The organism is Pseudomonas sivasensis (assembly GCF_021391435.1).
Classification (GTDB): Bacteria; Pseudomonadota; Gammaproteobacteria; order Pseudomonadales; family Pseudomonadaceae; genus Aquipseudomonas; species Aquipseudomonas sivasensis.
In genome coordinates, this window is the sequence record NZ_CP090029.1 from 4,194,841 (window position 1) to 4,217,908 (window position 23,068).

Consider the following 23,068-nt stretch of genomic DNA (forward strand, 5'->3'; position numbering starts at 1 on the left):
TGTAGGAATGTGCTACCAAATGGCTCAGAAAATGCCCCGTGCCGGGGCAGTGCGGTCGCCGGTAACAGCCACCTGCCCGTGCAGAATCAGACGGATTCGGCCGAATAGATGATGGTTTGTGCGGTGTCTTGCGCAACGGTCTGACGGGTGAAGTAGGTGTCGCCTTCGTCAGTCAGGATCTCGTAGTCGACGTTGCGGGTGGCGCTGGCGTGCTTGATGATCTTCAGCACGCGCTGGAATTTCACGCTCTGCGTTCCGTTCTGGCTGGGTCCGGTGAGGACGCTGACACTTTGAAACCATCCGGCGTGCTGCTTGTTGCTCAACAGGGCGCCGGTCATTGCTTCAAAACGTTCGAGCCGGGTGAAACCCCATAAAGTCTGCTCCTGCACGGTCGCATCCGGCGTGGCCGCGCCGGTAAACACAAACAGATTGATCGCCGGGCTGTCTTCACAAAAGAAGTCATAAGGGACCAGGCCATCGACCATTTTCCTGCCGGGCACAAAGCCTTTTTTATGCACCTGAAACATCGCCACCTCCACTCAATCAATGGTGACCAGTCTAAAGAGGTGCGACGTACAGGGCGGTCAAGCCAGTGTAATGTCGTGTAAAGATCGCGCGCTGTGCAGGTTGACCTCCACCGTCAGTCCCCCGGCCGGCTCGTTGCGCGCCACAATGTTGCCGCCATGCATTTGCACTGCCCTGGCCGCAATGGCCAAGCCCAGGCCAAAGCCCACGCTGGCGTCCCCTGCACCGCGCTCGAACGGGTTAAAAATGCTACGCAGCCGGCGGTTTTCGACACCCGGCCCCTGGTCGGTGATGTGCACGCAGAGGCGGTTCCCATCGCTGCTGATCCGGGCCGACACCTGCACCGTGGTGCCAGGCCGTGTGTAGCGCACAGCGTTGCGGATCACGTTTTCGAAGCAGCGGTACAGCAATTCGCCGCTGACACAGGCAATAAATGGCGGACATGCCCCAAGTTGCACGCGGCAGCCTTTGATGCCGGCTTCGAATTGCGCATTCTCGACAATCATCCCCAGCAACTCGACGATGTCCACGGCGTCACGCTCAATGCTTTCGGGGCGCCCCTGCAGACGAGCCAGGGTGAGCAGCGCCTCGATCAGCGTGTCCATGCGCTCGGATTCGCGCTCGATGCGTTCGAGCATTTCCACGCGCGCCACATCCTGGCGCAACAACCCGATAGCGGCCTGTATGCGCGTGAGGGGTGAACGCAGCTCATGGGAGATATCGTGCAATAAGTGCTGCTGAGCCTCCACCAGCACCTTCAGCTGGTTGGCCATGCGGTCGCAGTCTTCGGCCAGGTCGACGATTTCATCTCGGCGCTTGCCCATGGCGGGCTTGACCCGGGTTTCAAAACGCCCTTGGGCCGCGTCGCTCATGGCCCGCTTAAGATGAGCCAGGGGCCAGGCCAGGTAATACGCCATATAACCGCTGAACAACGCACTCATCAGCGTACCGATAATCAGCGGAATCTGGCGCCAGGGCCTGCCGTGATCGTCGGGGGCATGGGTGGACTTGACCGACAGCGACAGCCCTTCCTTACTGATGATTGATCGCTCATAGACCGGGTTCAGCACCGTTGAACCGGCCACCAGGTGGCCCGCGCTGTCATACACCCCAATGGCCTCGTCCGAGGGATGCTCCCACACGTTAAGCAGTTGGGTGGCCGCTTCGACACCAAATTGCTCCAGCAGTCTTTCTTCGCTGGTAAGAATGGCTTCCACGTGCGGATCACCCGCGCGAAAACTGCCCAGTTCAATCACGCCGACCCCCGCCAGGAACGTCAGGCTGGTGGCCAACCAGAAGGCCAGGAACAGCTTCCAGAACAGCAGGCTGGGCTTGGTCATTCGGCAATCAACAGGTAGCCGAGGCCGCGCACGCTTTGAATCCACGCCTTGGCATCCGCGCGTGGCCCGAGTTTTTGCCGAATGCTGCTGATGTGCACGTCGATACGCCGGTCGTAGCGGGTCAACGGGCAACCCAAGGCGTTCAACGACAGGTCCTTTTTACTCACCACCTGCCCGGCACTGCGGGCGAGCTCTTCGAGCAGGCTGAACTCGGTGCTGGTCACGCCCAGCTCAACTCCTTTCCATATTGCCTGGCGCTTGCCCGGCCACAACACCAGCGAGCCGGTCTTGATCATCTCCGAGGTCGGCTGGCCGGCTGGCTGCACCCTGCGCATGATGGCGCGCAGGCGAGCGACCAGCTCACCGGGGGAGCTGGGCTTGGGTACATAATCATCGGCACCTAGTTCCAGGCCGGTGATGCGGTCGATGTTGTCGCCACGGGCGGTGAGCAAGACCACCGGCACCTGGCTGACGGCGCGAATGCGCCGGAGCACCTCGATCCCCGAGCGCTGGGGCAGCATGACGTCCAGCACCACAATGCTGTAGCGCCCCGACAACGCCTCTGCTTCACCCTCCTCGCCCGTGTGCACGGCGGTCGCAGCAAATCCTTCGCGCTCCAGGTATTGGCTCAGCATTCCAGTGAGTTCCTGGTCATCGTCGACTAACAGTACGGAGATCATCGCGAGCTCGTCAGTGGGTGGTCGCGCATTATTGGCCCTGGCGCGTTTTTGCAGGCCAACCTTTACCTAACTTGACATTCGGTTAACCGCACCAAACGCCGCACGCTCTTAAGCTGCCTGTTCACCCGTCCGGCTGCGCCGGCGCTGTATTCTGGAAAAGATCTTGATGAATTTTTCGCGCCTGCTCTGCTCGGTTGCGCTGCTGCTCAATGCCTCACTGGTGCTCGCCCAGGGTTTCAAAATCTCGGATATCCGAATCAACGGCCTGCAAAGGGTCTCTGCTGGCAGTGTGTTCGGGGCATTGCCGCTGAACGTAGGCGATGAAGCGGATGACCGGCGCCTGGTGGACTCGACCCGCGCGCTGTTCAAGACCGGGTTCTTCCAGGACATTCAACTTAGCCGCGAAGGCGACGTGCTGATTATTAATGTAGTTGAGCGGCCTTCGGTTGCCAGTATCGAGTTCGAGAGTAACAAGGCAATCTCCACCGAAGACCTGATGAAAGGCATGAAGCAGTCCGGCCTGGCTGAGGGCGAGATTTTCCAGCGGGCCACGCTGGAAGGCGTGCGCAACGAATTGCAGCGCCAATATGTTGCCCAGGGCCGCTACTCGGCCTCGGTCGACACTGAGGTCGTGCCCCAACCGCGCAATCGCGTGGGCGTGAAGATCAAGATTGATGAAGGCGAAGTGGCGTCGATCCAGCACATCAATGTGGTGGGCAATACAGCATTCCCGGATGAAGCACTGATCGACCAGTTCACGCTCAAGACCAGCAACTGGCTGTCATTTTTCAAGAACGACGATAAATACGCTCGGGAAAAACTCTCCGGCGACCTCGAACGGCTGCGCTCCTACTACCTGGACCGTGGGTATATCAACATGGATATCGCCTCGACCCAAGTCTCCATGACCCCGGACAAAAAACACGTGTATATCACCGTGAACATCCAGGAAGGTCAGAAATACAGGGTCCGTTCGGTGAAGCTGAGTGGTGAGCTGAAGGTGCCTGAGGATCAGGTCAATTCGCTGCTGCTGGTACAAAAGGGCCAGGTGTTTTCGCGCAAGTTGATGACCACCACTTCGGAGCTGATCACCCGTCGCCTGGGAAACGAGGGCTATACGTTCGCCAACGTCAACGGCGTTCCGCAGGTGCATGAGGAAGATCATACGGTTGACGTTACCTTCGCCGTCGACCCCGGCAAGCGGGCTTACGTCAATCGGATCAACTTCCGTGGCAACACCAAGACAGACGATAAGGTGCTGCGCCGTGAGATGCGCCAGATGGAAGGTGGCTGGGCGTCGACCTACTTGATCGACCAATCCAAAGTGCGCCTTGACCGTCTGGGCTTCTTCAAGGAAGTGAACGTGGAAACGCCGGCGGTGGCCGGTGTGGATGACCAACTGGACGTGAACTACGCCGTGGAAGAACAGGCGTCTGGATCGATTACCGCCAGTGTCGGCTTTGCCCAAAGTTCGGGCCTGATCCTCGGCGGCTCGATCAGCCAGAGCAACTTCCTGGGCACCGGTAATTACGCCAGCCTGGGGCTGACCCGCTCGTCGTACCAGAGCAAATACAACATCGGTTTTACCGACCCCTATTTCACTCCCGACGGCGTGAGCCTGGGCTACAACGCGTTCTACAGCAAGACTGACTACAACGACTACTACGATGATGGCGTTTCCTATTACGCAATCAATAGCTTTGGCCTTGGCACAACCCTGGGCTACCCGATCAACGAAACCTCTCGCCTGAGTTTTGGCCTCACGGCGCAACACGACAGCATTGAACCGGGCACCTACAGCGCAGACGAGATCTACGACTTCGTCGACCGCGAAGGCAAGGAGTTCACCAACTTCAAGGCCAACCTGGGCTGGTCGGAATCGACGCTGAATAAGGGTGTACTGGCCACCCGCGGACACTCACAGAACCTCAACGTGATGGTGACAGTGCCCGGCAGCGACCTGAGCTTCTACAAGATCGACTACTCGGGGCAGACCTTCCTGCCTATCACCAACAGCACGTCGCTGCGCTTCCATACCAAGCTTGGCTACGGCGGCGGCTATGGCTCGACCGATAGCCTGCCCTTCTACGAAACCTACACGGCAGGCGGCGAAGGTAGTGTGCGTGGTTTTGAAAGTGGCACCCTCGGCCCACGCAACACCCCGGCCACCGGCGCCTACTCCAGCGCCGGCCAGGCGTACTACACCGACCGCGACACCGAGGCTTTGGGCGGCAATATCCTGATAACCGGCGGGGCGGAATACCTGTTCCCGGTGCCGTTTATCAAAGACAACAAATCTGTACGGACCTCAGTGTTCTGGGATGTAGGCACGGTGTATTCGGACAAGTGCTACCTCAGCACCACCCAGGGCTGTGGCAGCGTGGATTTGAGCCAGATGGCCAGCTCGGTAGGCGTGGGCGTGACGTGGTACAGCCCTTTGGGGCCGCTGAGTGTGAACTTGGCGTATCCGATTCGAACGCCGGAGAATGCAGATAAGCAGGTGTTCCAGTTTTCCATGGGGCAAACGTTTTGATACGTGCGCGTTAGGCCTGATTGAGCTTCTCCTTGGCCGAGATGGATGCGCCGGATATGGGAAATTTTTCCAGCCCAGCAAAATCACCGCGCCTGCGCTGCTATTCTGGGCTGATTAAACAAAAGGGGCGCGACGACGAATGGACTCATGGAAGGCAGCAACCATCGCAGGCCTGGCGTTATTTGCCACTCAAGCGATGGCAGGAGAGATCAAGAAACCCGGCGACCGCGCCATGTTCTGGACGACATCGGGGCCCACCTTCTTCAGCTCCTTCGCCAGTGATGTGACAAGTCATCCCAGCAAATATTTCGGCGCCGCCAAGGCCGATGCACTGGCGTTTATCGGTTCAGAGGGCGAGATCCGCGGCGCCCAGTTTGAGCAGGCGTCCAGGTACTATCACTCGACCTACAGCCCACCGTTCATGCCTGATATGCAATTAGCACAGGTCATCGCCACAACGTACTGAGCGAACCTCTCGGTATAGCGCTGTGAGTTAGCAGCGGATTTGGCACCGACCAGGACCTTGCAAGAGATTCCGAGCTGACCGCTAGAAGCCTTGGCCGACGGATCTTTCGAGGGTTCAGCGGCACTCAATCGGTGCCAACTACCTGCAAAATGGTTTGTCACCAAAACAGCAAGAAGTCGGGTGAATTTGCGGTCTGTTTGGCACTGCGGTTTGGGCCCAAAAACGTCGAATTTGGAGGTATGAGGCAGGCTCTCGAACGCGATTGTTTGATTCCAAATCGGCCCCTGGGCCTTGTGATCAAAGGGTCTTCAGGAGGCCCACAGCCCGTCAGCAATCAATTCGAATAGATGCGCCCTCCCCGCGCTCTGTTCCGTTTCCCTAGCGCACAATCGGAAGTCCGGCTTTCGCTGCTTCCGTTTGTCTTCAAAGGCACGGCCCGCGTGACGTACAGCCGGTTTCGCGGATGTTGGATGGTGACCTTTAAGAACGAAGAATCGGAACTGAGCTTCCAGGGTTTAGCGCCGCGGAGCCGGTGAGGAAAAACGCCCTAATCGCCCGGAAACAGGGCTTTTGGCAAGGCTATCTGACATGCGAAAAAGCTGAGAAAGGAAGAGAAATATCAGACAGGATTGGTGCCAAAGGCAGCGCGAAAAAGGGCCAAAAGCGGCGTGAACTCACACAACAGGGGTTTCCTTCATAGGTTCATGGTCGAGGATTGATGTTGTTCAAAGCATGTGCCCTGCCCAGATTTCGCGACCTACTAGATCGGCAGCAATCTCGATGAACGCATCCCCAACAAATTTTGCAGCCGGGCTGACTCGCCTGTCCGCGGGAAATACCTGGACCAATTTACGCATGGGAATAGGGTCGACCAAAGGTGCAGCACTGAGCACTCCCGATTCAATCTGCGTATAAATCGATGCCAGTGGCAAAGCTGTCAAACCGAAGCCATTACGAACCAGGTCAATCATCGCGCCGAAGGAGTCAGCTTCAACGCTGGTTTTGAGCTTGATGCCGACTTCTCGCGCACAATTATCCAGAATCACGCGAAGACTGTGGCGGGCGCTTGGCAACACCAACTGCTGCTCGGCCAAAGACTCGAATGACACCGGCACATCCAGGCGCAGCTTGGCACTGGCAGGTCCGACCAGCAGCAAGTTTTCCATCATTACCGGCACGATACGCAGCGTATGCAGGGGTTGGGGATCGTAAGAAATCGCCAGTTCCAATTCGCCACGCTGAACCCAATCCAGCAGATAACCGCTGAAGGCCGAGGAAAATCTGACGGCAAGATTCGGATGCGCCTCTTTGATTTTGCGCACTAAAGGAACGGTGACAATTTCCGCTACCGTCGGCGTCGTACCGATGACGACCGTTCCCCGAAAAGAGGTCTTTCCGCCCACCACCGAACTTCGAATGGATTCCATTTCCTCCATGATTCGAGTGGCATGCGCCAGCACCTCGCGACCAGCATCGGTAATCTCCATGCCTCGTCCATGTCGATCAAACAGGTAGGTACCGAGTTCTTTTTCCAGCATTCGAATTTGTCGGCTGAGTGCCGGTTGTGCGATGTGAAGCCGGTCTGAGGCCTTGCTGAGACTGCCTAGCTCGGCCACGTGAATCAAGGTTTTGAGTTGAACGACATCCATTACCAGGCCAGTCAAAGTCGGGCTCGGCGCGAAATGCGTCGAAAGTAGTATGAGTGTAAACGCATTAGCGTTTCCTGGAATGCCACAGGGCCCGCGTCGCATGGGGCCTAATGGCTTTATAGCCGGCTGTATCCCCCAGCCCGTAGGGGCTGCAAGACAAGCTATAGAATTTCGGTATATCAGTTAGACCTGGCTGACGGCTTATTACCCTCGTCACTCTGCGGTAGCGTGCAATCAACGTCGACGCCAAGAGCGATCGACTGACTACAAGAATAAGATTCGAGGGCTTGCCGCCATGATTTACTACCTTTCTCGTTACCTGACCGACCCGCCTTATACAGTCAGCGAACAGCTGACCTCTCATATACACCCCCCCGCTTCATGTGCCTTGGTCGTCGAAGGGTCACAGCACTTGCGTTAAGCACATCAACCCATCGAGCTAGCAACGTCGGACACGCATCAGCGTGGGCCTCGTATCGTCTCGCCTTGAAACAAGGGTGAACAGAATGTCTGCATCAACCAGCGACTCAACACGCCACACTGAAAAGTCCGATCAGATGAAAAGTCCGAATCGTGTCAGAGCCATCATGGGTGCCTGCTCGGGCAATCTGGTGGAGTGGTACGACTTTTTCATTTACGCCTATACCGCCATCTATTTTGCGAGCTCGTTTTTCCCCAAAGGCGACACCACCAGTCAGTTGCTCGCAACCGCCGGCGTCTTCGCCGTCGGCTTTTTCATGCGGCCGCTCGGCGGTTGGATTTTTGGCTGGATTGCTGATACCCGCGGCCGCAAGGTATCGATGATTATCTCGGTGTTCATGATGTGCGCCGGTTCCTTGTTGATTGCCGTCACGCCGACCTATGAAACCATCGGTGTGGCGGCGCCAGTTTTGCTTGTCGTTGCCAGGCTGATTCAGGGGCTGTCAGTGGGCGCGGAGTACGGCACCGGCGCCACCTACATCAGTGAAATCGCGACACCTGGACGCCGTTGTTTCTATGGATCATTCCAGTACTTCACCATCATCGCAGGCCAACTCCTCGCCCTGATGACCGTGGTCATACTTCAACAAACCCTTACCGGCGAGGAATTGCGGGAATGGGGCTGGAGAATTCCTTTTTTCATCGGCGCCTTTAGTTCTATCGTAGTCGTGTATTTGCGTCGCGCGATGCATGAAACCGCCACAAAAAAAGAAATGAACCGCAAAGATGCCGGCTCGCTACGTGGCATGTTCAAACACAAACGCGCAGTGGCACTGGTGGTCGCGTTTACCATTGGCGGTTCACTTTACTTCTACACCTTCACCACCTACATGCAGAAATTTCTGGTGATCTCTGCGGGGTTTAGTCCGGAAACGGTGAGTTTCATCATGACGGCCGCCCTGGTCGGTTTCATGTTTTGTCAGCCACTCTTTGGTCTGCTCGCTGACCGAATCGGAATCAAGGTCCATATGTTGTTGTTTTCCGGGTTGGCCATGCTACTGGTGATCCCCCTGCTCTATTCACTGCAATCAGTCAGTAGTCCATTTACAGCGTTCCTGCTGGTATTTGGCGGCCTGGCAATCGCGTCGCTCTACACCCCGATTGCCGGTATCGTCAAAGCTGAACTGTTCCCGCCAGCGGTACGTGCATTGGGTGTGGGCTTTCCTTATGCCGTCGGCAACGCGGCGTTCGGTGGCACCGCCGAATACGTCGCCTTGTCGCTTCGGTCGCAGGGTATTGAGGAGTATTTCTTCTTCTACGTCGCGGCCGTAGTAACCATCACGTTCATCGCAGCGATGCTAATGCCCAACCTGTCCCGCTATGGTTACATCAGCGGCTCGGGTGAGATCGAAGAACGCACCGGACTTAGGGGCTGCATCAAATCGCAGGCTGCAAGGATCTGAGGCACTGACGATTACCGTGGTTTTTTGAAAGGGCCCATGATGATCCATGGGCCCTTTTAAAATCATTGGATAGCGGATACCGATGCTACTTGTGATGAATGCTCTTGATGAACCGTGGTTACCTTTCCCGGTTTGGCCATGCCTGCAAATCCAGATCAAGATCCTTGAACTGACTTGAGTCGAAGACGGGCGTCTTGATGCCGGCCGAGTACTGCACACCGACGAAGATGTCGCGCATGGCAGCGCCTTTGGCCTTGTTCCTTACATTCGTATTGCCTACGCCCTGGATGACGCTTCATTGCGCCGGGCTTGCGAGGCGATCCGTACGTTCTGCACCTCTCTGCGTCAATCATTTCCCTTCCCATAATGCGTGGCTATCGCCGTTGCCCAAGAGGCCACGCATTCATCCCCCAGCTATACAAAATGGGCATATCTCAAAGACAAAAACGGTAGTCGTCCTTCTCCTCCATCCCTCCCAGAATGGGTGAAAACACAAAAGCAGCACTGCTTGGGAGATTGGCATGTCAACAGAAGCTGAACACACCGTGGGACAGGATTGGCAAGAGGACGTGTTCCGCGTGCTCAAGGCCCACGACGTCAAACACGTGGTCTTCGTACCGGATGCAGGCCACTCGGCGGCGATCCGTATGTCGTATGCAGACCCGGACATCAAGGCTGTTGTCCTCACCACCGAGGAAGAAGGCATCGGCTATCTCGCCGGCGCATGGCTTGGCGGCGAACGCGGTGCCCTCCTGATGCAGTCCAGCGGAGTCGGTAACTGCATCAACACTCTGGCACTTCAAGTCTGTGCCGGCTTCCCGCTGTTGATGGTGGTCACCATGCGCGGCGACTGGGCCGAATTCAACGCGTGGCAGAACCCGATGGGCCAGGCCACAGAAGCCTCCCTGAACCTGATGAAAGTGATGACCTGGCGCGCGGACGTCCCGGAAGACGTCGCCCCGCTGCTGCACGGTGCCGCGACCATGGCCTTCAACGGTGATTCGTCCACTGCCCTGCTGCTCGGCCAGCGCCTGATTGGAGAAAAGAAATGGGTCAAGTAAGCGCAAACCACACTCTGTGCCGCCGCGAAGTGGTCAAGGCCTTACTGGCCGACCGCAAAGACGTGCTGGTCGTGACGGGGCTGGGCTCTGCGTCCTATGACGTGATGGCCGCCGGTGACAACGATCTGAATTATTACCTCTGGGCCGCCATGGGCAGCGCAATCACTGTGGGCCTGGGCCTGGCGAATGCGCAGCCAAACAAATCGGTGGTGGTGGTCACCGGTGACGGAGAGTTGCTCATGGGGTTCGGCGCACTGGCCACGGTGGCACTGCAGAAGCCTGCCAACCTAACCATCGCGGTGCTGGATAACGGTCACTTTGGTGAAACCGGCATGCAAGTCAGCCACGCCGGTTTTGGTATTTCCCTGAATCAGGTCGCAAAGACTTGCGGCTTCAGCTGGACCGACGAAATCCGTGACATGGAAGGCGTACATAACTTGCGCGAGCGCTTTGCAACTCGCGATGGCGTCAAGCTTGCGACGATCAAAATCAAGGCGGAAAACCCGCCACGGGTGCTGCCACCACGTGATGGTCACTACATCAAGAATCGCTTTCGTGCCGCCCTGGGTTTCAACCCGATCTGATTGCCTTTTGCCCGGTCCCGGTCACGCAGGGCAGGTGCTGTGCGTGACGCGTGGAGGAGAATAATAATGACTGATCACAACTCTGAAGAACTCAATGCCATCCGCGAGGGCGTACGCGCTCTGTGCGCTGAATTCGATGCAGCTTACTGGCGTAAAGTCGATGAGGAAAAAGGTTTTCCGGAAACCTTCGTCAAGGCACTGACCGACGCAGGTTGGCTGGCAGCGATGATCCCTGTCGAATATGGTGGCTCCGGCCTCGGGCTGGCTGAGGCCTCGGTAATCCTGGAAGAAGTGAACCGCTGCGGCGGTAATTCCGGCACCGTGCACGGCCAGATGTACAACATGTTCACCCTGCTACGACACGGCAGCGAGGCGCAGAAAAGCTACTACCTGCCGAAACTGGCCAGCGGCGAATTGCGCCTGCAATCGATGGGCGTCACTGAACCCACCACTGGCACCGACACCACCAAGATCAAGACCACAGCGATCAAACGCGGTGACAAGTACGTGATCAACGGACAGAAGGTGTGGATCTCGCGGGTCCAGCACTCCGACCTGATGATCTTGCTGGCGCGTACCACGCCGTTGGCCGACGTGAAGAAAAAATCCGAGGGCATGTCGATCTTCCTCGTCGATCTACGGGAGGCCATCGGCAACGGCATGACCGTGCAGCCGATCGCCAACATGGTCAATCACGAAACCAACGAACTGTTCTTCGACAACCTGGAAATTCCTGCCGATAGCCTCATCGGCGAGGAAGGCAAAGGTTTCCGCTACATCCTGGACGGACTGAACGCCGAGCGCACACTGATCGCAGCCGAATGCATTGGTGACGGCCGCTGGTTTATCGAAAAAGCCAGCGCCTATGCGCGTGATCGCGTCGTGTTCGGACGCCCTATCGGGCAGAACCAGGGCGTTCAGTTCCCCATCGCTGAAGCACACATTGAAATCGAAGCGGCTGACCTGATGCGCTGGCGTGCTTGCGAGGAATACGACAGCGGTATCAACGCCGGGGCCAGTGCCAATATGGCCAAGTACCTGGCGGCGAAAGCCTCTTGGGAAGCCGCCAATGCGTGCTTGCAGACTCACGGCGGTTTTGGCTTTGCCTGCGAGTACGACGTCGAGCGCAAATTCCGTGAAACCCGTCTGTATCAGGTGGCGCCCATCTCCACCAACCTGATCCTGTCGTACGTTGCCGAACACCTGCTTGAACTGCCGCGCTCCTTTTAAAGGATCAGCGTAAAACCCAGCGCGTCGGCTCGAACAGGCGCGACTGGGGAGCCATGACAAAAGAGATAATAATCATGAGCCAATCCAAAGGCGTCCGTCCGCTCGATGGCATTACCGTCGTCAGCCTTGAACATGCCATTGCAGCTCCCTTCTGCACCCGACAATTGGCCGATCTTGGCGCGCGCGTGATCAAGGTCGAACGCCCAGGCACGGGTGACTTCGCCAGAGGGTACGACCAACGCGTCAACGGTCTCGCCTCGCACTTTGTCTGGACCAATCGTTCGAAAGAAAGCCTGACCCTCGATCTGAAACAAGATTCGGCCACCGAGGTGCTGGACAGCTTGCTGGCCACTGCCGATGTCCTGGTGCAGAACCTGGCGCCGGGTGCCGCAGCACGAATGGGACTTTCATTTGAGGCTTTGCATCAGCGGTTTCCGCGCCTGATCGTTTGTGACATTTCAGGCTACGGCGCAGGCGGCCCGTATGAAAAGAAAAAAGCCTATGACCTGTTGATCCAAAGCGAAGGCGGTTTCCTGTCGGTCACCGGCGGACCAGGTGAGGAAGAAATGGCCAAGGCAGGTTGCTCGATTGCTGACATCGCGGCCGGCATGTACGCCTACACCGGAATTCTGTCTGCCTTGCTGTTGCGTGGACGCACTGGCGAAGGTAGCCACCTTGATGTGTCCATGCTGGAAAGCCTGGTCGAGTGGATGAACTACCCGATGTACTACGCCTACAACGGCTCTCCCCCTCCCCCTCGCGCCGGCGCCGCGCACGCCACGATTTACCCCTATGGCCCCTTCCCTATCGGTGACGGCACCACAGTCATGCTGGGGTTGCAGAACGAACGAGAGTGGCGGCTGTTTTGCGACAAGGTACTGCTTACTCCTGAACTGGCGAAAGACGAACGCTTCTCTGCCAACTTCAAGCGCGTCGAAAACCGCCAGGCGCTGCGGGCACTCATCGTTGAATCGTTCTCCACACTCAATTTCGATGCCGTGTTTGATCGATTGGAGCATGCGCAAATTGCTAATGCTCGGGTCAATGACATGCAAGGTGTTTGGGACCATCCGCAACTTCAGGCGCGTGATCGCTGGCGGGAAGTCGAAACCTCCGCCGGTACCGTCCCGAGCTTGATACCTCCCGGCAGCAACAGCGCGTTCGAGCCACGTATGGATGCCGTACCGGGTCTCGGTCAGCACACCGAACAGGTGCTCAGGGAACTGGGGCTGGATACAGACCGTATTGAACTAATGCGCGCAGCCGGGGCGATTTAGCCTTCATCTGAAAACAAAAAACCTGCCTGCAACGATCAAAGTTTTTCGAGAGAACACTGCCCAATGAAAATGCTGGTAGCTGTGAAACGAGTGGTCGACTACAACGTCAAGGTTCGCGTCAAGGCGGACAATTCCGGCGTAGACCTCGCCAACGTCAAGATGTCGATAAACCCGTTCTGCGAAATCGCAGTGGAAGAAGCCGTACGCCTGAAAGAGAAAGGTGTTGCGACTGAAATCATCGTCGTCTCCATCGGCCCGACCACCGCTCAAGAGCAACTGCGCACCGCGCTGGCTCTGGGTGCCGATCGCGCCATCCTCGTCGAATCCGCCGAAGATCTGACTTCCCTGGCTGTTGCCAAACTGTTGAAAGCTGTTGTCGACAAGGAACAGCCACAGCTGGTGATCCTTGGCAAACAAGCCATCGACAGCGACAACAACCAGACTGGCCAGATGCTCGCTGCATTGAGCGGCTACGGTCAGGGCACGTTCGCTTCGAAAGTCGAAATCAGCGGCGGCAGCGTTGCTGTCACCCGCGAAATCGACGGCGGCGCACAGACGGTTTCCCTGAAACTGCCAGCCATCGTCACCACCGACCTGCGTTTGAACGAGCCGCGCTACGCGTCCCTGCCAAACATCATGAAAGCCAAGAAGAAGCCTCTCGAAGTGCTGACTCCGGACGCTTTGGGCGTTTCCACCGCCTCCACCAACAAGACCGTAAAAGTCGAAGCGCCGGCTGCACGCAGCGCGGGTATCAAGGTCAAGTCGGTGGCGGAACTGGTCGAGAAACTGAAAAACGAAGCGAAGGTACTTTGAGTTAAGGAGCCTGAAATGACTATCTTGGTTATTGCTGAACACGACAACAAAGTGCTGGCTCCGGCCACGCTGAACACCGTGGCTGCTGCTGCAAAAATCGGCGGTGACGTCCACGTTCTGGTTGCAGGCCAGGGCGCTGGCGCCGTGGCTGAAGCTGCTGCGAAAATCGCTGGCGTGAGCAAAGTCCTGAACGCTGACAATGCCGCTTACGCGCATCAGCTGCCGGAAAACGTTGCTTCGCTGGTAGCCGAGCTGGGCGCTGGTTACAGCCACATCCTGGCTGCCGCCACTTCCAACGGCAAAAACATCCTGCCGCGCGTTGCCGCCCAGCTGGACGTTGACCAGATTTCCGAGATCATCTCGGTCGAAAGCGCAGACACTTTCAAGCGTCCGATCTACGCCGGTAACGCCATCGCTACCGTGCAATCGACCGCTTCGATCAAGGTGATAACTGTGCGTGCCACCGGTTTCGACCCGGTTGCTGCTGAAGGTGGTTCGGCTGCCGTTGAAGCCGTCTCCGCTGCCCACGACGCTGGCATCTCCAGCTTTGTTGGCGAAGAACTGGCCAAGTCCGATCGTCTGGAACTGACCGCTGCCAAGATCGTCGTTTCCGGCGGCCGCGGCATGCAGAACGGCGACAACTTCAAACACCTGTACGCCCTGGCCGACAAGCTGGGCGCTGCCGTGGGTGCTTCGCGCGCCGCGGTCGACGCAGGTTTTGTTCCGAACGACATGCAGGTCGGTCAGACCGGCAAGATCGTTGCTCCACAGCTGTACATCGCCGTCGGTATCTCCGGCGCGATCCAGCACCTGGCCGGCATGAAAGACTCCAAAGTGATCGTTGCGATCAACAAGGACGAAGAAGCGCCGATCTTCCAGGTGGCCGATTACGGCCTGGTGGCGGATCTTTTTGAAGCGATTCCAGAAATGGCCACCCTGGCCTGATCACTGACCAATTGGAGCAAAGAATATGAGCATCAGTTCCGATTTTTCCGCCTGGATTGGACGACGTCAGGAAAGCCAGGACCGGATCAGTTTCACTCTGGTCAGACGCATTGCCGCGACATTGGGCGAGTCGGCACCACAACCCGGTGAGCCGCTGCCGCCCCTGTGGCACTGGGCATTTTTTCAGGAGCCGGTGGGTGCCAGCGAACTGGGGCCGGACGGCCATCCAGCGCTTGGGGGATTTTTGCCGCCGGCCCGTAACCGCAATCGTATGTGGGCGGGAAGCCGAATTGAGTTTTTCCAGCCATTAAAAGTGGATGCTGAAGTGACCTGTGTATCGACCATCCTCAACGTCGAGGAGAAGCACGGTCGCACGGGTTCCTTATTGTTCGTCACAGTACGCCATGAGTTTTTCCAGGACGGCAAACGCGCGCTTCAAGACGATCAGGACATTGTTTACCGTGAACCTTCCCCGCCCAAACTGAACGGTACCGAAAAGCTACCTGAAGGCCAATGGCAGGAACGGATAGAGCCCACTCCAACCCTGCTGTTTCGCTATTCCGCAGTGACCTTCAATGGTCATCGTATTCACTATGACTGGCCGTATGTGACAGAGAACGAAGGTTATCCGGGGCTGGTGGTACATGGTCCATTGATCGCCACGTTGAGTTTGCGTGCCTTTACCAAAGCGCATCCAACTGCGCGCCTGGAGCGTTTCGCATTCCGCGGAGTACGACCTCTGATTTCGCCTAAACCTTTCGAGGTGGGCGGACGTCTAATCGAAAACGGCAAGGCACAGGTCTGGGCTGGCAATCAGGACGGCACAGCACAGATTGGAGAGATCGAGTTCAGCAATGGAGCAACGCCATGAGCGAATCAATTGTTCGCTCCGCCCTGTTTGTGCCGGCCACTCGACCAGAGCGCATCTCAAAAGCTATTGCCACCGGAGCGGATCGAGTCATCGTTGACTTGGAAGATGCCGTGCAAGAAAACCTCAAGGAGCAGGCGAGGGATAATCTCGACGCGTTCCTGAGCGAAGCCCCGGATGCACGGATTCTGGTCCGAGTGAATGCCCCGGATCACTGGGCGCATGTTGCGGATCTGGATCTTTGCCGACGCCACGCCGGCGTTATCGGAATTCTGCTGCCCAAAGCAGAAAGCGCGAAACAGGTCACCACAGCTGCCGGTACCGAAAAACCGATTTGGCCAATCATCGAGAGCGCGAAGGGCTTGTCAGCACTCAACGAAATTGCCGGCACTCAAGGCGTTGAGCGGTTGTCGTTCGGTAGTCTGGATCTGGGTCTGGACCTGAACCTGTCTACTGGCAGCCCTGCCGCTGAAGAAATCCTTAGCCATGCGCGCTACGCCGTTTTGCTTGCAACCCGGGTTGCCGCGCTCGCTCCAGCGTTGGATGGGGTATTTCCGTCGATCCAGGACACCGCAGGGCTGCTACGTGCTGTTCATTTTGCACGCGACATGGGCTTTGGTGGCGCGCTGTGTATCCATCCAACCCAAGTCGCGATCATTCATCAGGCGCTGAAACCAAGCCAGGAAGAATTGCACTGGGCGCAACGCATTATCGAAGCCGCTCGTTCAGGTGAAGGCGTTTTCGTGCTGGATGGGCAAATGGTCGATGCGCCGGTCATTGGTCGCGCACAATCCATTTTGGCTCGCGCGATCTGATTCAAAACCGGCGCTGTTGCTTAAAAGCTATGCATCCATTCCCATCCTAAAGGACGGTGTCATGACTAACGTTTCCGGCCTTAGACCCGTGGCATCGATCATCACTGCGCGGGACGCCGCACATGCTCTGGAACTGGCCAATGACAGTGAATTCGGACTCGCCTCGACCATCTACACGAGCAATGTCGAACTTGCCCAGAAGCTGGCCGGCGAACTGAAAACCGGAGGCGTATTCATCAATGGCTATTGCGCAACCGATCCACGCGTCACTTTCGGCGGCGTAAAGAAAAGCGGTTTTGGCCGTGAACTGTCGCATTTCGGTGTGCGCGAATTCTGTAATGCACAGACCGTCTGGCTGGACCGTCACTAACAACAAGCGAGTCGCCAAGCCCCGCGAGACCTCTCGCTTCACCCTAATGAGGAGCTTTTGATGCGTGCCTTCCCTGCAATCCTGGGCGTTACCCTGACTGTGACCTTAAGTAGTACTGCCCTCATGGCTGCCGAACCCACCGGCACGCTTAAGAAAATCAAGACCTCGGGGACCATCACCCTGGGTCACCGAGACTCGTCCATTCCGTTCTCTTATATTGCCGACGGATCCGGTCAGCCGGTGGGCTACTCCCATGACATTCAATTAAAGATTGTCGAGGCTATCAAGCAAGAACTCGGTATGCCCAAGCTGAACGTACGGTACAACCTGGTGACATCACAGACGCGTATCCCACTGGTGCAAAACGGCACTGTGGACCTGGAGTGCGGCTCCACAACCAATACCGCCGAGAGAGCTCGGCAGGTCGACTTCTCGGTCGGCATTTTTGAAGCCAGCACCCGCCTGTTGGTCAGGAAGGATTCGGTTTACAAGGACTTTCAAGATCTCAACGGCAAGAACGTAGTGACTACTGCTGGCAGCACTGCCGAGCGGATGCTCAAGGTCATGAATGCCGAGAAAAAGATGAACATGAACGTAATCTCTGCCAAAGACATTGGCGAGTCTTACCAAATGCTCGAGTCCGGCCGCGCCATTGCGTTTATGCAAGACGACGCATTGCTGGCGGGCGAGATGGCCAAGGCGAAGAAACCGGAAGATTGGGTGGTGACTGGCACCCCGCAATCCAACGAAATCTATGGTTGCACAATGCGTCGGGGTGATCCGGATCTCAAAAAAGTCGTGGATGACTCGATCAAGTCACTTTTTGTCTCGGGTGAAATCAACGCCATCTACGATAAATGGTTTACTCAGCCCATCCCTCCCAAAGGCTTGAATCTCAAATTCCCCATGAGCGCAGAGCTCAAAACAATCATCGCCCAACCCAACGACCAACCGGCGCCGGAAAAGGCTCTTTAACGGCGGTCGCGTCGTTGAGTGCGAAGACGGTCATCGAATGACGGCAGCCGACTGCAAGGCTGCTGCCCGATCGTCTCTATGAGAGCGCATCGAGCTATCAACGACCGAGCTCAGATAGTGCGTTTGCTTTCATGGACATCTCGAAGTGCATGCCACGCCAAGTAGAAGACACCCGTGCGTCCGCAGAACAAGCCGACCGTAAACCCTGATGCGGCACCAGCAAGGGCGAGCATTCCCACAGTGGCCGAGAATTCTGGATGTACGGCAGCTTGATAACCGATGAAGTATTTCACGGCAAAAAAGAGAAGCGAGATACCAAGAACTTTCCATGTCCCAGGAACGATCAGGTGCTTGCCCTCCTCGTCCAAAGTCAGTCCGCGTCGAGGAAATAGTGCAAATGCGACTAAGCCACCTAAAAGCATTCCCGTGACCCAACTGCCCACGGTCAACTCAACGCGGTCCGCGTAGCTGAGAGAAAGGAGTGACCAGACCACCAAAACAACCGGTGTGATGATCAGCGACCGCTGACTTTCACGACTGGTTTTCCTGGCACTCAAACCGTAGTAGCAGACCAAGAGAAATGCGCCGTAAACCCACAGTGGCGTGCCTTCCAGAGCATCGAGCATTGTTCAGCTTCCTTGCCAAAGTTTATTGCCGGATGCTGGCACAGCCTCAGATACGTTGCCACTTATTTGAAATAAGACGAGCCCCCTCAAAAAGCGATATTCCGGCCCCTTCCCCACCTCTAATACGTCAGCACTCCTCCCCCGCGCCCATCGGCAACCAGCGGGAGGCATGAGTGTTGACGAATACAGGTGAACAACCCGCCACCTTGGAGGCGACCATGAACGCAGCATTGAAGATTTGCCAGGAGCGTTTCGACGCTAAGTTGCCTCCAGAGGTCAGCGACGCGAATCCGGAACAGGAGTGGCTTGAACATTCTGCGGAACAGTTGGTGTACGGCATGGACATCAAGTGGAAGCGTCGCCACGGCCAACCGCAGGTGGTGACGTTTGATCGGTATTGCACTTACCTGCAGGGCATCCTGAATCAGCGCCAGATCGATGGCCTGGACGAGCCTGATTCGTTCGCTCGACTGTTCCTTTCCTCGATCCTTGGCAGTCAGGCGGATTCACGCGGGCACGCTGCGGAACTGATGGGCGAACAGCGTCCCATCGAAGCCGCGGAACGAATCGCCATGGATTTGCACAGGCCCTACGCCTTTGACGCGGTTGCAGCAGAACGGGAAGAGCTCGAAGACGACGTGGATGGCAACCTATGAGCGCTCACATCCTTATCGACGACGTGCTCGAAATCCTCAAGCACGCTGCAAGCACTCAGGAAGAGGCGGTAATTGTTCAGCGGATGATCACTCAGTTCCTCGTTGATCAGTCGCTAACTCTCAAAGAATTCGACCACTACTGCGCACGCCTCGCCCTACTTGGTGCACCGTAAACCAGATCGGCTGAAACAGAAGCAAGCACAGACAAAGGACCACTGGACGAAGGTTGAGGAGCGGTATTTGACGCGAGCATTCAAGGAGGCCAGGGAGGGCGGCGAACTGCTACGCGGGATGGAAGGAAGAGGAAATGCCGGGCTTTCACGAAGTGCGAGCGCTGTCGCTGCACCTGTACAAGAAAGCCGGAAAGGATGGGCAAAAGATCGCTGGCCATGCGAGCGAGGGCATGACCAAAAACTACCAGCGGGACCATGAGGAAATCATCTGGTCAGAGGCGATTCCGGACCTGAATATCAGCGAAATCACTGGGTAGTTTTGCGCCAGTTTTGCGCAGGCACAAAAAAGCCGATCTATCTGATCGGCTCAAGTGTCTGATATTACTCAGGAATAATGGTCGGGACGGAGTGATTCGAACACTCGACCCCTAGCACCCCATGCTAGTGCGCTACCGGACTGCGCTACGCCCCGACTAGGCGTTTTACTGGGTTCGCTTCTGAACGAAGCGATCAGGAATATACCGCAAGCTTTTGAAATGTGGAAGTATTTTAAAAGCCTGTATTACTTCTTCAAAACCACCAGAACATCTTCTAGTTCGGAGATCATCTGGCGAATCATTTGCTTGTATTGGGTAGTATCGTCTTTGGCCTCATCACCGGACATGCGCTGGCGAGCGCCGCTGATGGTGAACCCCTGGTCGTACAGCAACGCGCGGATCTGTCGGATCATCAGCACATCCTGGCGCTGATAATACCGACGGTTCCCAGTGCGTTTGACGGGGTTAAGTTGAGGAAACTCCTGCTCCCAGTAGCGCAACACATGCGGTTTTACCGCACAGAGCTCGCTGACTTCACCAATGGTGAAGTAGCGTTTGCCTGGGATGACGGGTAGCTCGTCGTTATGACTTGGTTCCAGCATAAGCCTCAACTCGGGCCTTCAACTTCTGCCCTGGACGAAAGGTGACCACACGGCGAGCCGTGATCGGGATTTCTTCTCCCGTTTTTGGATTGCGGCCAGGCCGCTGGCGTTTGTCACGCAGGTCAAAGTTGCCGAAACCGGACAACTTGACCTGTTCGTTGTCTTCCAGAGCGTGTCTGATTTCTTCAAAAAACAGCTCGACCAATTCCTTGGCCTCGCGCTTGTTCAGACCCAACTCTTCGTACAGACGTTCCGCCATCTCAGCTTTCGTCAAAGCCCCCATACGTCACTTCCTTAACGTGGCGTTCAACCTTTGTTCGAGCGAGGTGAGGATATTTTGTGTCGTGGTATTCACCTCATCGTCATTAAGAGTGCGCGATGGATGCTGCCAGGTCAAGCCAACTGCAAGGCTTTTTCTATGCGGATCAATGCCTTTACCTTGATAGACGTCAAATAGCCTGAGGTCTGTCAGCCATTCCCCTGCATTTTCACGGATAACATCCAAAACGGCAGTGGCGGCAACTTCACGGTCAGCGATCAGTGCCAGGTCGCGGCGCACTTCTGGGAAGCGCGACAGCTCGCTGAATTTAGGCATCTTGCCCGAGGCGACTTCAGCCAGGACCAACTCGAAAACGAATACTGGACGGTCGAGACCGAGGGTTTTCGACAATTCTGGGTGGATAGCACCGACAAAGCCTACCAAGCGACCTTCACGTTCAATACGTGCAGTCTGCCCTGGATGCAGCGCCGGGTGGCTGCCAGGAACGAAGGTGAACGCATCCAATGCACCCGCAAAGCCAAGGACGGCTTCCACGTCAGCCTTGACGTCGAAGAAGTCCACAGCATCGCGGCCCTGCGCCCAGCCCTCCGGCAAGCGACTGCCGCAGACAACACCGGCCAGCATCGGCTCTTGCTTCAAACCGTCCAACTGACCAACGAAACGCAGACCACTTTCAAACATGCGCACGCGGTCTTGCTGGCGGTTCAAGTTGTGGGAAAGGGCCTTCACCAGACCAGGCCATAGAGACGAGCGCATCGCGGCCATGTCGTTGGAGATCGGGTTGGCCAGCAACAGGGGCTGGACACCAGGGTTGAACAGTTCGAACTGTCTCGGATCGATGAAGCTGTAGGTCACCGCTTCCTGGTAACCACGGGCAACCAGCAGACGACGCAACTCTGGCAAGTGCGCACGCGCCTCGGCCTTGGGTTGCGGTGCCAGGCGCGCTTGCGGATAACGAACCGGCAGGCGGTTGTAACCGTACAGACGAGCCAACTCTTCGATTAGATCGACTTCCAGGCTGATATCGAAGCGATGGCTTGGCACTTCAACATGCCACTGCCCTTCCCCACCTGCAGAAATATTCAACCCGAGGGCCGACAACAGTTGCTCGATTTCAGCCGGTGCGATGACCAGGCCGAGCATTTGCTCAACGCTTTTAGCGCGCAGGGTGATCGGTGCCACAGATGGCAGGTACTGTTGGCTGACAGTCTCGGTGATCGGACCGGCTTCGCCACCGGTAATATCCAGCAGCAGGCCAGTGGCGCGCTCCATGGCTTCACGGGCCAGCTTCCAGTCTACGCCACGCTCGTAACGGTGCGACGCATCGGTGTGCAAGCCATAGGAACGGGCCTTGCCAGCGATGGCGATTTGGTCAAAGAATGCGCTTTCAAGGAAGATGTCGCGAGTGGTCGCGGAAACACCGCTGTGCTCGCCACCCATTACGCCGGCGATCGCAAGAGCGCGGGAATGGTCAGCGATCACCAGGGTGTCGGCGCGCAGGCTGACTTCCTGGCCGTCGAGCAGAACCAGCTTCTCGCCTTCTTCAGCCATGCGTACGCGGATGCCACCGTTGATTTCGGAGAGATCGAATGCGTGCAGCGGTTGGCCCAGTTCCAGCATCACGTAGTTGGTGATGTCGACGGCAGCGTCGATGCTGCGCACGTCGGCGCGGCGCAGGCGCTCAACCATCCACAGTGGAGTTGGCTTGGACAGGTCGACGTTGCGAATTACGCGGCCCAGGTAACGTGGGCAGGCAGCTGGCGCTAGCACCTCAATCGGACGCACTTCATCGTGTACCGCAGGCACGGCGGCAACTACTGGACGGGTAACCGGGGCGTTGTACAGCGCGCCCACTTCACGGGCCAGCCCAGCCAGGGACAGGCAGTCGCCACGGTTTGGGGTCAGGTCGACCTCGATGCTGGCGTCTTCCAGTTCCAGGTAGACACGAATGTCCTGGCCAACAGGCGCATCCGCCGGCAGCTCCATCAAGCCGTCGTTACCTTCGCCTACCTGCAGCTCCGCCTGGGAGCACAGCATACCGTTGGACTCAACGCCGCGCAGCTTAGCCTTCTTGATCTTGAAATCGCCTGGCAGTTCGGCACCGATCATGGCAAACGGAATCTTCAGACCCGGGCGCACGTTGGGCGCTCCGCACACCACCTGGAAAGTTTCCGCGCCGTTGCTGACCTGGCACACACGCAGTTTGTCGGCATCCGGGTGCTGCTCGGTGCTAAGCACCTCGCCCACAACCACGCCACTGAAAACACCGGCGGCCGGCGTTACGCTATCGACCTCAAGACCGGCCATCGACAGACGAGCAACCAGCGCGTCGCGATCTACCTGCGGGCTTACCCAGCCGCGCAGCCATTGTTCACTGAATTTCATCCTGCTCTCCTAAAG

Annotated in this window: 22 protein-coding genes, 1 tRNA gene and 3 pseudogenes; 16 read left to right on the forward strand and 10 right to left on the reverse strand. The window is 57.1% G+C overall.

Annotated features, from left to right (window positions below; genetic code table 11):
* Positions 1-86: 86 nt before the first annotated feature.
* The 3 genes from LRO94_RS18785 to LRO94_RS18795 are packed head-to-tail and all read right to left on the reverse strand — an operon-like array spanning position 87 to position 2,545.
* A complete protein-coding gene (locus tag LRO94_RS18785; protein ID WP_032886940.1) occupies positions 87-527 on the reverse strand; it encodes a hypothetical protein in 441 nt (146 codons plus the stop codon).
* 57 nt (positions 528-584) lie between these two features.
* A complete protein-coding gene (locus LRO94_RS18790; protein ID WP_032886942.1) occupies positions 585-1,865 on the reverse strand; it encodes an ATP-binding protein in 1,281 nt (426 codons plus the stop codon).
* The gene (locus LRO94_RS18795; protein WP_032886945.1) at positions 1,862-2,545 is read right to left on the reverse strand and encodes a response regulator transcription factor; all 684 of its coding nucleotides are present in this window, start codon (positions 2,543-2,545) and stop codon (positions 1,862-1,864) included. Before LRO94_RS18795 ends, LRO94_RS18790 begins: the two co-directional genes overlap by 4 nt.
* Before the next feature lie 166 nt (positions 2,546-2,711).
* Here LRO94_RS18795 and bamA point away from each other — a divergent pair, with 166 nt between their 5' ends.
* Together bamA and LRO94_RS18805 are read left to right on the forward strand one after the other, a co-directional pair.
* Entirely contained in the window at positions 2,712-5,078 is a 2,367-nt protein-coding gene (gene bamA / locus LRO94_RS18800; protein ID WP_179178706.1) for an outer membrane protein assembly factor BamA, read from the forward strand.
* A gap of 139 nt (positions 5,079-5,217) precedes the next feature.
* Entirely contained in the window at positions 5,218-5,544 is a 327-nt protein-coding gene (locus LRO94_RS18805; protein WP_179178705.1) for a DUF2388 domain-containing protein, read from the forward strand.
* 725 nt (positions 5,545-6,269) lie between these two features.
* On the opposite strand, the gene LRO94_RS18810 is transcribed toward LRO94_RS18805, so the two are convergent.
* Entirely contained in the window at positions 6,270-7,193 is a 924-nt protein-coding gene (locus tag LRO94_RS18810; RefSeq protein ID WP_032886950.1) for a LysR family transcriptional regulator, read from the reverse strand.
* Between the two features lie 506 nt (positions 7,194-7,699).
* Between LRO94_RS18810 and LRO94_RS18815 the strand changes: the two genes are divergently transcribed.
* On the forward strand, positions 7,700-9,076 hold the full coding sequence (locus LRO94_RS18815; protein ID WP_095185591.1) for an MFS family transporter: 1,377 nt from the start codon (positions 7,700-7,702) through the stop codon (positions 9,074-9,076).
* A gap of 118 nt (positions 9,077-9,194) precedes the next feature.
* On the opposite strand, the pseudogene LRO94_RS28180 reads toward LRO94_RS18815, so the two are convergent.
* A pseudogene (locus LRO94_RS28180) lies at positions 9,195-9,290 on the reverse strand (alanine:cation symporter family protein); the annotation flags it as partial.
* A 307-nt stretch (positions 9,291-9,597) separates the two neighbouring features.
* Here LRO94_RS28180 and LRO94_RS18820 point away from each other — a divergent pair.
* The 10 genes and pseudogenes from LRO94_RS18820 (at position 9,598) to LRO94_RS18865 (ending at position 18,014) form a co-directional block, all read left to right on the forward strand.
* Positions 9,598-10,137, forward strand: coding sequence for a thiamine pyrophosphate-binding protein (locus LRO94_RS18820; protein ID WP_003442221.1), 540 nt, complete (start codon positions 9,598-9,600; stop codon positions 10,135-10,137).
* Complete coding sequence (locus tag LRO94_RS18825; RefSeq protein WP_032886955.1) at positions 10,125-10,721, forward strand: thiamine pyrophosphate-dependent enzyme; 597 nt, start codon at positions 10,125-10,127, stop codon at positions 10,719-10,721. Before LRO94_RS18820 ends, LRO94_RS18825 begins: the two co-directional genes overlap by 13 nt.
* A gap of 66 nt (positions 10,722-10,787) precedes the next feature.
* Positions 10,788-11,951: an acyl-CoA dehydrogenase family protein gene (locus LRO94_RS18830; RefSeq protein ID WP_032886957.1), complete on the forward strand. Its 1,164-nt coding sequence runs from the start codon at positions 10,788-10,790 to the stop codon at positions 11,949-11,951.
* A gap of 74 nt (positions 11,952-12,025) precedes the next feature.
* Complete coding sequence (locus LRO94_RS18835) at positions 12,026-13,228, forward strand: CaiB/BaiF CoA transferase family protein (RefSeq protein WP_163033175.1); 1,203 nt, start codon at positions 12,026-12,028, stop codon at positions 13,226-13,228.
* Positions 13,229-13,291: 63 nt separating this feature from the next.
* On the forward strand, positions 13,292-14,041 hold the full coding sequence (locus LRO94_RS18840; RefSeq protein WP_179178704.1) for an electron transfer flavoprotein subunit beta/FixA family protein: 750 nt from the start codon (positions 13,292-13,294) through the stop codon (positions 14,039-14,041).
* A gap of 15 nt (positions 14,042-14,056) precedes the next feature.
* The gene (locus LRO94_RS18845) at positions 14,057-14,986 is read left to right on the forward strand and encodes an electron transfer flavoprotein subunit alpha/FixB family protein (protein ID WP_179178703.1); all 930 of its coding nucleotides are present in this window, start codon (positions 14,057-14,059) and stop codon (positions 14,984-14,986) included.
* A gap of 25 nt (positions 14,987-15,011) precedes the next feature.
* On the forward strand, positions 15,012-15,857 hold the full coding sequence (locus LRO94_RS18850) for an FAS1-like dehydratase domain-containing protein (RefSeq protein WP_179178702.1): 846 nt from the start codon (positions 15,012-15,014) through the stop codon (positions 15,855-15,857).
* Complete coding sequence (locus LRO94_RS18855; protein ID WP_179178701.1) at positions 15,854-16,669, forward strand: HpcH/HpaI aldolase/citrate lyase family protein; 816 nt, start codon at positions 15,854-15,856, stop codon at positions 16,667-16,669. Before LRO94_RS18850 ends, LRO94_RS18855 begins: the two co-directional genes overlap by 4 nt.
* Positions 16,670-16,754: 85 nt before the next feature.
* A pseudogene (locus LRO94_RS18860) lies at positions 16,755-17,039 on the forward strand (aldehyde dehydrogenase family protein); the annotation flags it as partial.
* A gap of 60 nt (positions 17,040-17,099) precedes the next feature.
* Complete coding sequence (locus LRO94_RS18865; protein ID WP_032886969.1) at positions 17,100-18,014, forward strand: transporter substrate-binding domain-containing protein; 915 nt, start codon at positions 17,100-17,102, stop codon at positions 18,012-18,014.
* Between the two features lie 110 nt (positions 18,015-18,124).
* On the opposite strand, the gene LRO94_RS18870 is transcribed toward LRO94_RS18865, so the two are convergent.
* Positions 18,125-18,640 (reverse strand): hypothetical protein, encoded by a 516-nt coding sequence (locus LRO94_RS18870; RefSeq protein WP_095185583.1) that lies wholly within the window; start codon positions 18,638-18,640, stop codon positions 18,125-18,127.
* A 218-nt stretch (positions 18,641-18,858) separates the two neighbouring features.
* On the opposite strand from LRO94_RS18870, the gene LRO94_RS18875 reads away from it, so the two are divergent.
* The 3 genes and pseudogenes from LRO94_RS18875 to LRO94_RS18885 form a co-directional block, all read left to right on the forward strand.
* Entirely contained in the window at positions 18,859-19,296 is a 438-nt protein-coding gene (locus LRO94_RS18875) for a hypothetical protein (RefSeq protein WP_122752890.1), read from the forward strand.
* Entirely contained in the window at positions 19,293-19,469 is a 177-nt protein-coding gene (locus tag LRO94_RS18880) for a hypothetical protein (RefSeq protein ID WP_164558401.1), read from the forward strand. Before LRO94_RS18875 ends, LRO94_RS18880 begins: the two co-directional genes overlap by 4 nt.
* A pseudogene (locus LRO94_RS18885) lies at positions 19,444-19,786 on the forward strand (integrase); the annotation flags it as partial. The gene LRO94_RS18880 and the pseudogene LRO94_RS18885, both read left to right, overlap by 26 nt.
* 78 nt (positions 19,787-19,864) lie before the next feature.
* On the opposite strand, the gene LRO94_RS18890 reads toward LRO94_RS18885, so the two are convergent.
* From LRO94_RS18890 to pheT, 4 genes are all read right to left on the reverse strand, one after another.
* Positions 19,865-19,941 (reverse strand) — tRNA-Pro (locus tag LRO94_RS18890).
* A gap of 90 nt (positions 19,942-20,031) precedes the next feature.
* A complete protein-coding gene (locus LRO94_RS18895) occupies positions 20,032-20,388 on the reverse strand; it encodes a MerR family transcriptional regulator (protein WP_003219935.1) in 357 nt (118 codons plus the stop codon).
* Positions 20,369-20,671, reverse strand: coding sequence for an integration host factor subunit alpha (ihfA, locus tag LRO94_RS18900; protein ID WP_002553164.1), 303 nt, complete (start codon positions 20,669-20,671; stop codon positions 20,369-20,371). Before ihfA ends, LRO94_RS18895 begins: the two co-directional genes overlap by 20 nt.
* Positions 20,672-20,674: 3 nt before the next feature.
* On the reverse strand, positions 20,675-23,053 hold the full coding sequence (gene pheT / locus LRO94_RS18905) for a phenylalanine--tRNA ligase subunit beta (RefSeq protein ID WP_032886972.1): 2,379 nt from the start codon (positions 23,051-23,053) through the stop codon (positions 20,675-20,677).
* Positions 23,054-23,068: the final 15 nt, after the last annotated feature.

What these genes read in the sequence shown, in the direction of transcription:
- LRO94_RS18810 (WP_032886950.1), bottom strand. Translation starts at nt 7,193, where the DNA reads ATGGATGTCGTTCAACTCAAAACCTTGATTCACGTGGCCGAGCTAGGC.
- LRO94_RS18790 (WP_032886942.1), bottom strand. Translation starts at nt 1,865, where the DNA reads ATGACCAAGCCCAGCCTGCTGTTCTGGAAGCTGTTCCTGGCCTTCTGG.
- LRO94_RS18880 (WP_164558401.1), top strand. Translation starts at nt 19,293, where the DNA reads ATGAGCGCTCACATCCTTATCGACGACGTGCTCGAAATCCTCAAGCAC.
- LRO94_RS18840 (WP_179178704.1), top strand. Translation starts at nt 13,292, where the DNA reads ATGAAAATGCTGGTAGCTGTGAAACGAGTGGTCGACTACAACGTCAAG.
- LRO94_RS18845 (WP_179178703.1), top strand. Translation starts at nt 14,057, where the DNA reads ATGACTATCTTGGTTATTGCTGAACACGACAACAAAGTGCTGGCTCCG.
- LRO94_RS18785 (WP_032886940.1), bottom strand. Translation starts at nt 527, where the DNA reads ATGTTTCAGGTGCATAAAAAAGGCTTTGTGCCCGGCAGGAAAATGGTC.
- pheT (WP_032886972.1), bottom strand. Translation starts at nt 23,053, where the DNA reads ATGAAATTCAGTGAACAATGGCTGCGCGGCTGGGTAAGCCCGCAGGTA.
- LRO94_RS18825 (WP_032886955.1), top strand. Translation starts at nt 10,125, where the DNA reads ATGGGTCAAGTAAGCGCAAACCACACTCTGTGCCGCCGCGAAGTGGTC.
- LRO94_RS18870 (WP_095185583.1), bottom strand. Translation starts at nt 18,640, where the DNA reads ATGCTCGATGCTCTGGAAGGCACGCCACTGTGGGTTTACGGCGCATTT.
- LRO94_RS18895 (WP_003219935.1), bottom strand. Translation starts at nt 20,388, where the DNA reads ATGCTGGAACCAAGTCATAACGACGAGCTACCCGTCATCCCAGGCAAA.
- LRO94_RS18815 (WP_095185591.1), top strand. Translation starts at nt 7,700, where the DNA reads ATGTCTGCATCAACCAGCGACTCAACACGCCACACTGAAAAGTCCGAT.
- bamA (WP_179178706.1), top strand. Translation starts at nt 2,712, where the DNA reads ATGAATTTTTCGCGCCTGCTCTGCTCGGTTGCGCTGCTGCTCAATGCC.
- ihfA (WP_002553164.1), bottom strand. Translation starts at nt 20,671, where the DNA reads ATGGGGGCTTTGACGAAAGCTGAGATGGCGGAACGTCTGTACGAAGAG.
- LRO94_RS18850 (WP_179178702.1), top strand. Translation starts at nt 15,012, where the DNA reads ATGAGCATCAGTTCCGATTTTTCCGCCTGGATTGGACGACGTCAGGAA.
- LRO94_RS18820 (WP_003442221.1), top strand. Translation starts at nt 9,598, where the DNA reads ATGTCAACAGAAGCTGAACACACCGTGGGACAGGATTGGCAAGAGGAC.
- LRO94_RS18830 (WP_032886957.1), top strand. Translation starts at nt 10,788, where the DNA reads ATGACTGATCACAACTCTGAAGAACTCAATGCCATCCGCGAGGGCGTA.
- LRO94_RS18865 (WP_032886969.1), top strand. Translation starts at nt 17,100, where the DNA reads ATGCGTGCCTTCCCTGCAATCCTGGGCGTTACCCTGACTGTGACCTTA.
- LRO94_RS18835 (WP_163033175.1), top strand. Translation starts at nt 12,026, where the DNA reads ATGAGCCAATCCAAAGGCGTCCGTCCGCTCGATGGCATTACCGTCGTC.
- LRO94_RS18805 (WP_179178705.1), top strand. Translation starts at nt 5,218, where the DNA reads ATGGACTCATGGAAGGCAGCAACCATCGCAGGCCTGGCGTTATTTGCC.
- LRO94_RS18795 (WP_032886945.1), bottom strand. Translation starts at nt 2,545, where the DNA reads ATGATCTCCGTACTGTTAGTCGACGATGACCAGGAACTCACTGGAATG.
- LRO94_RS18855 (WP_179178701.1), top strand. Translation starts at nt 15,854, where the DNA reads ATGAGCGAATCAATTGTTCGCTCCGCCCTGTTTGTGCCGGCCACTCGA.
- LRO94_RS18875 (WP_122752890.1), top strand. Translation starts at nt 18,859, where the DNA reads ATGAACGCAGCATTGAAGATTTGCCAGGAGCGTTTCGACGCTAAGTTG.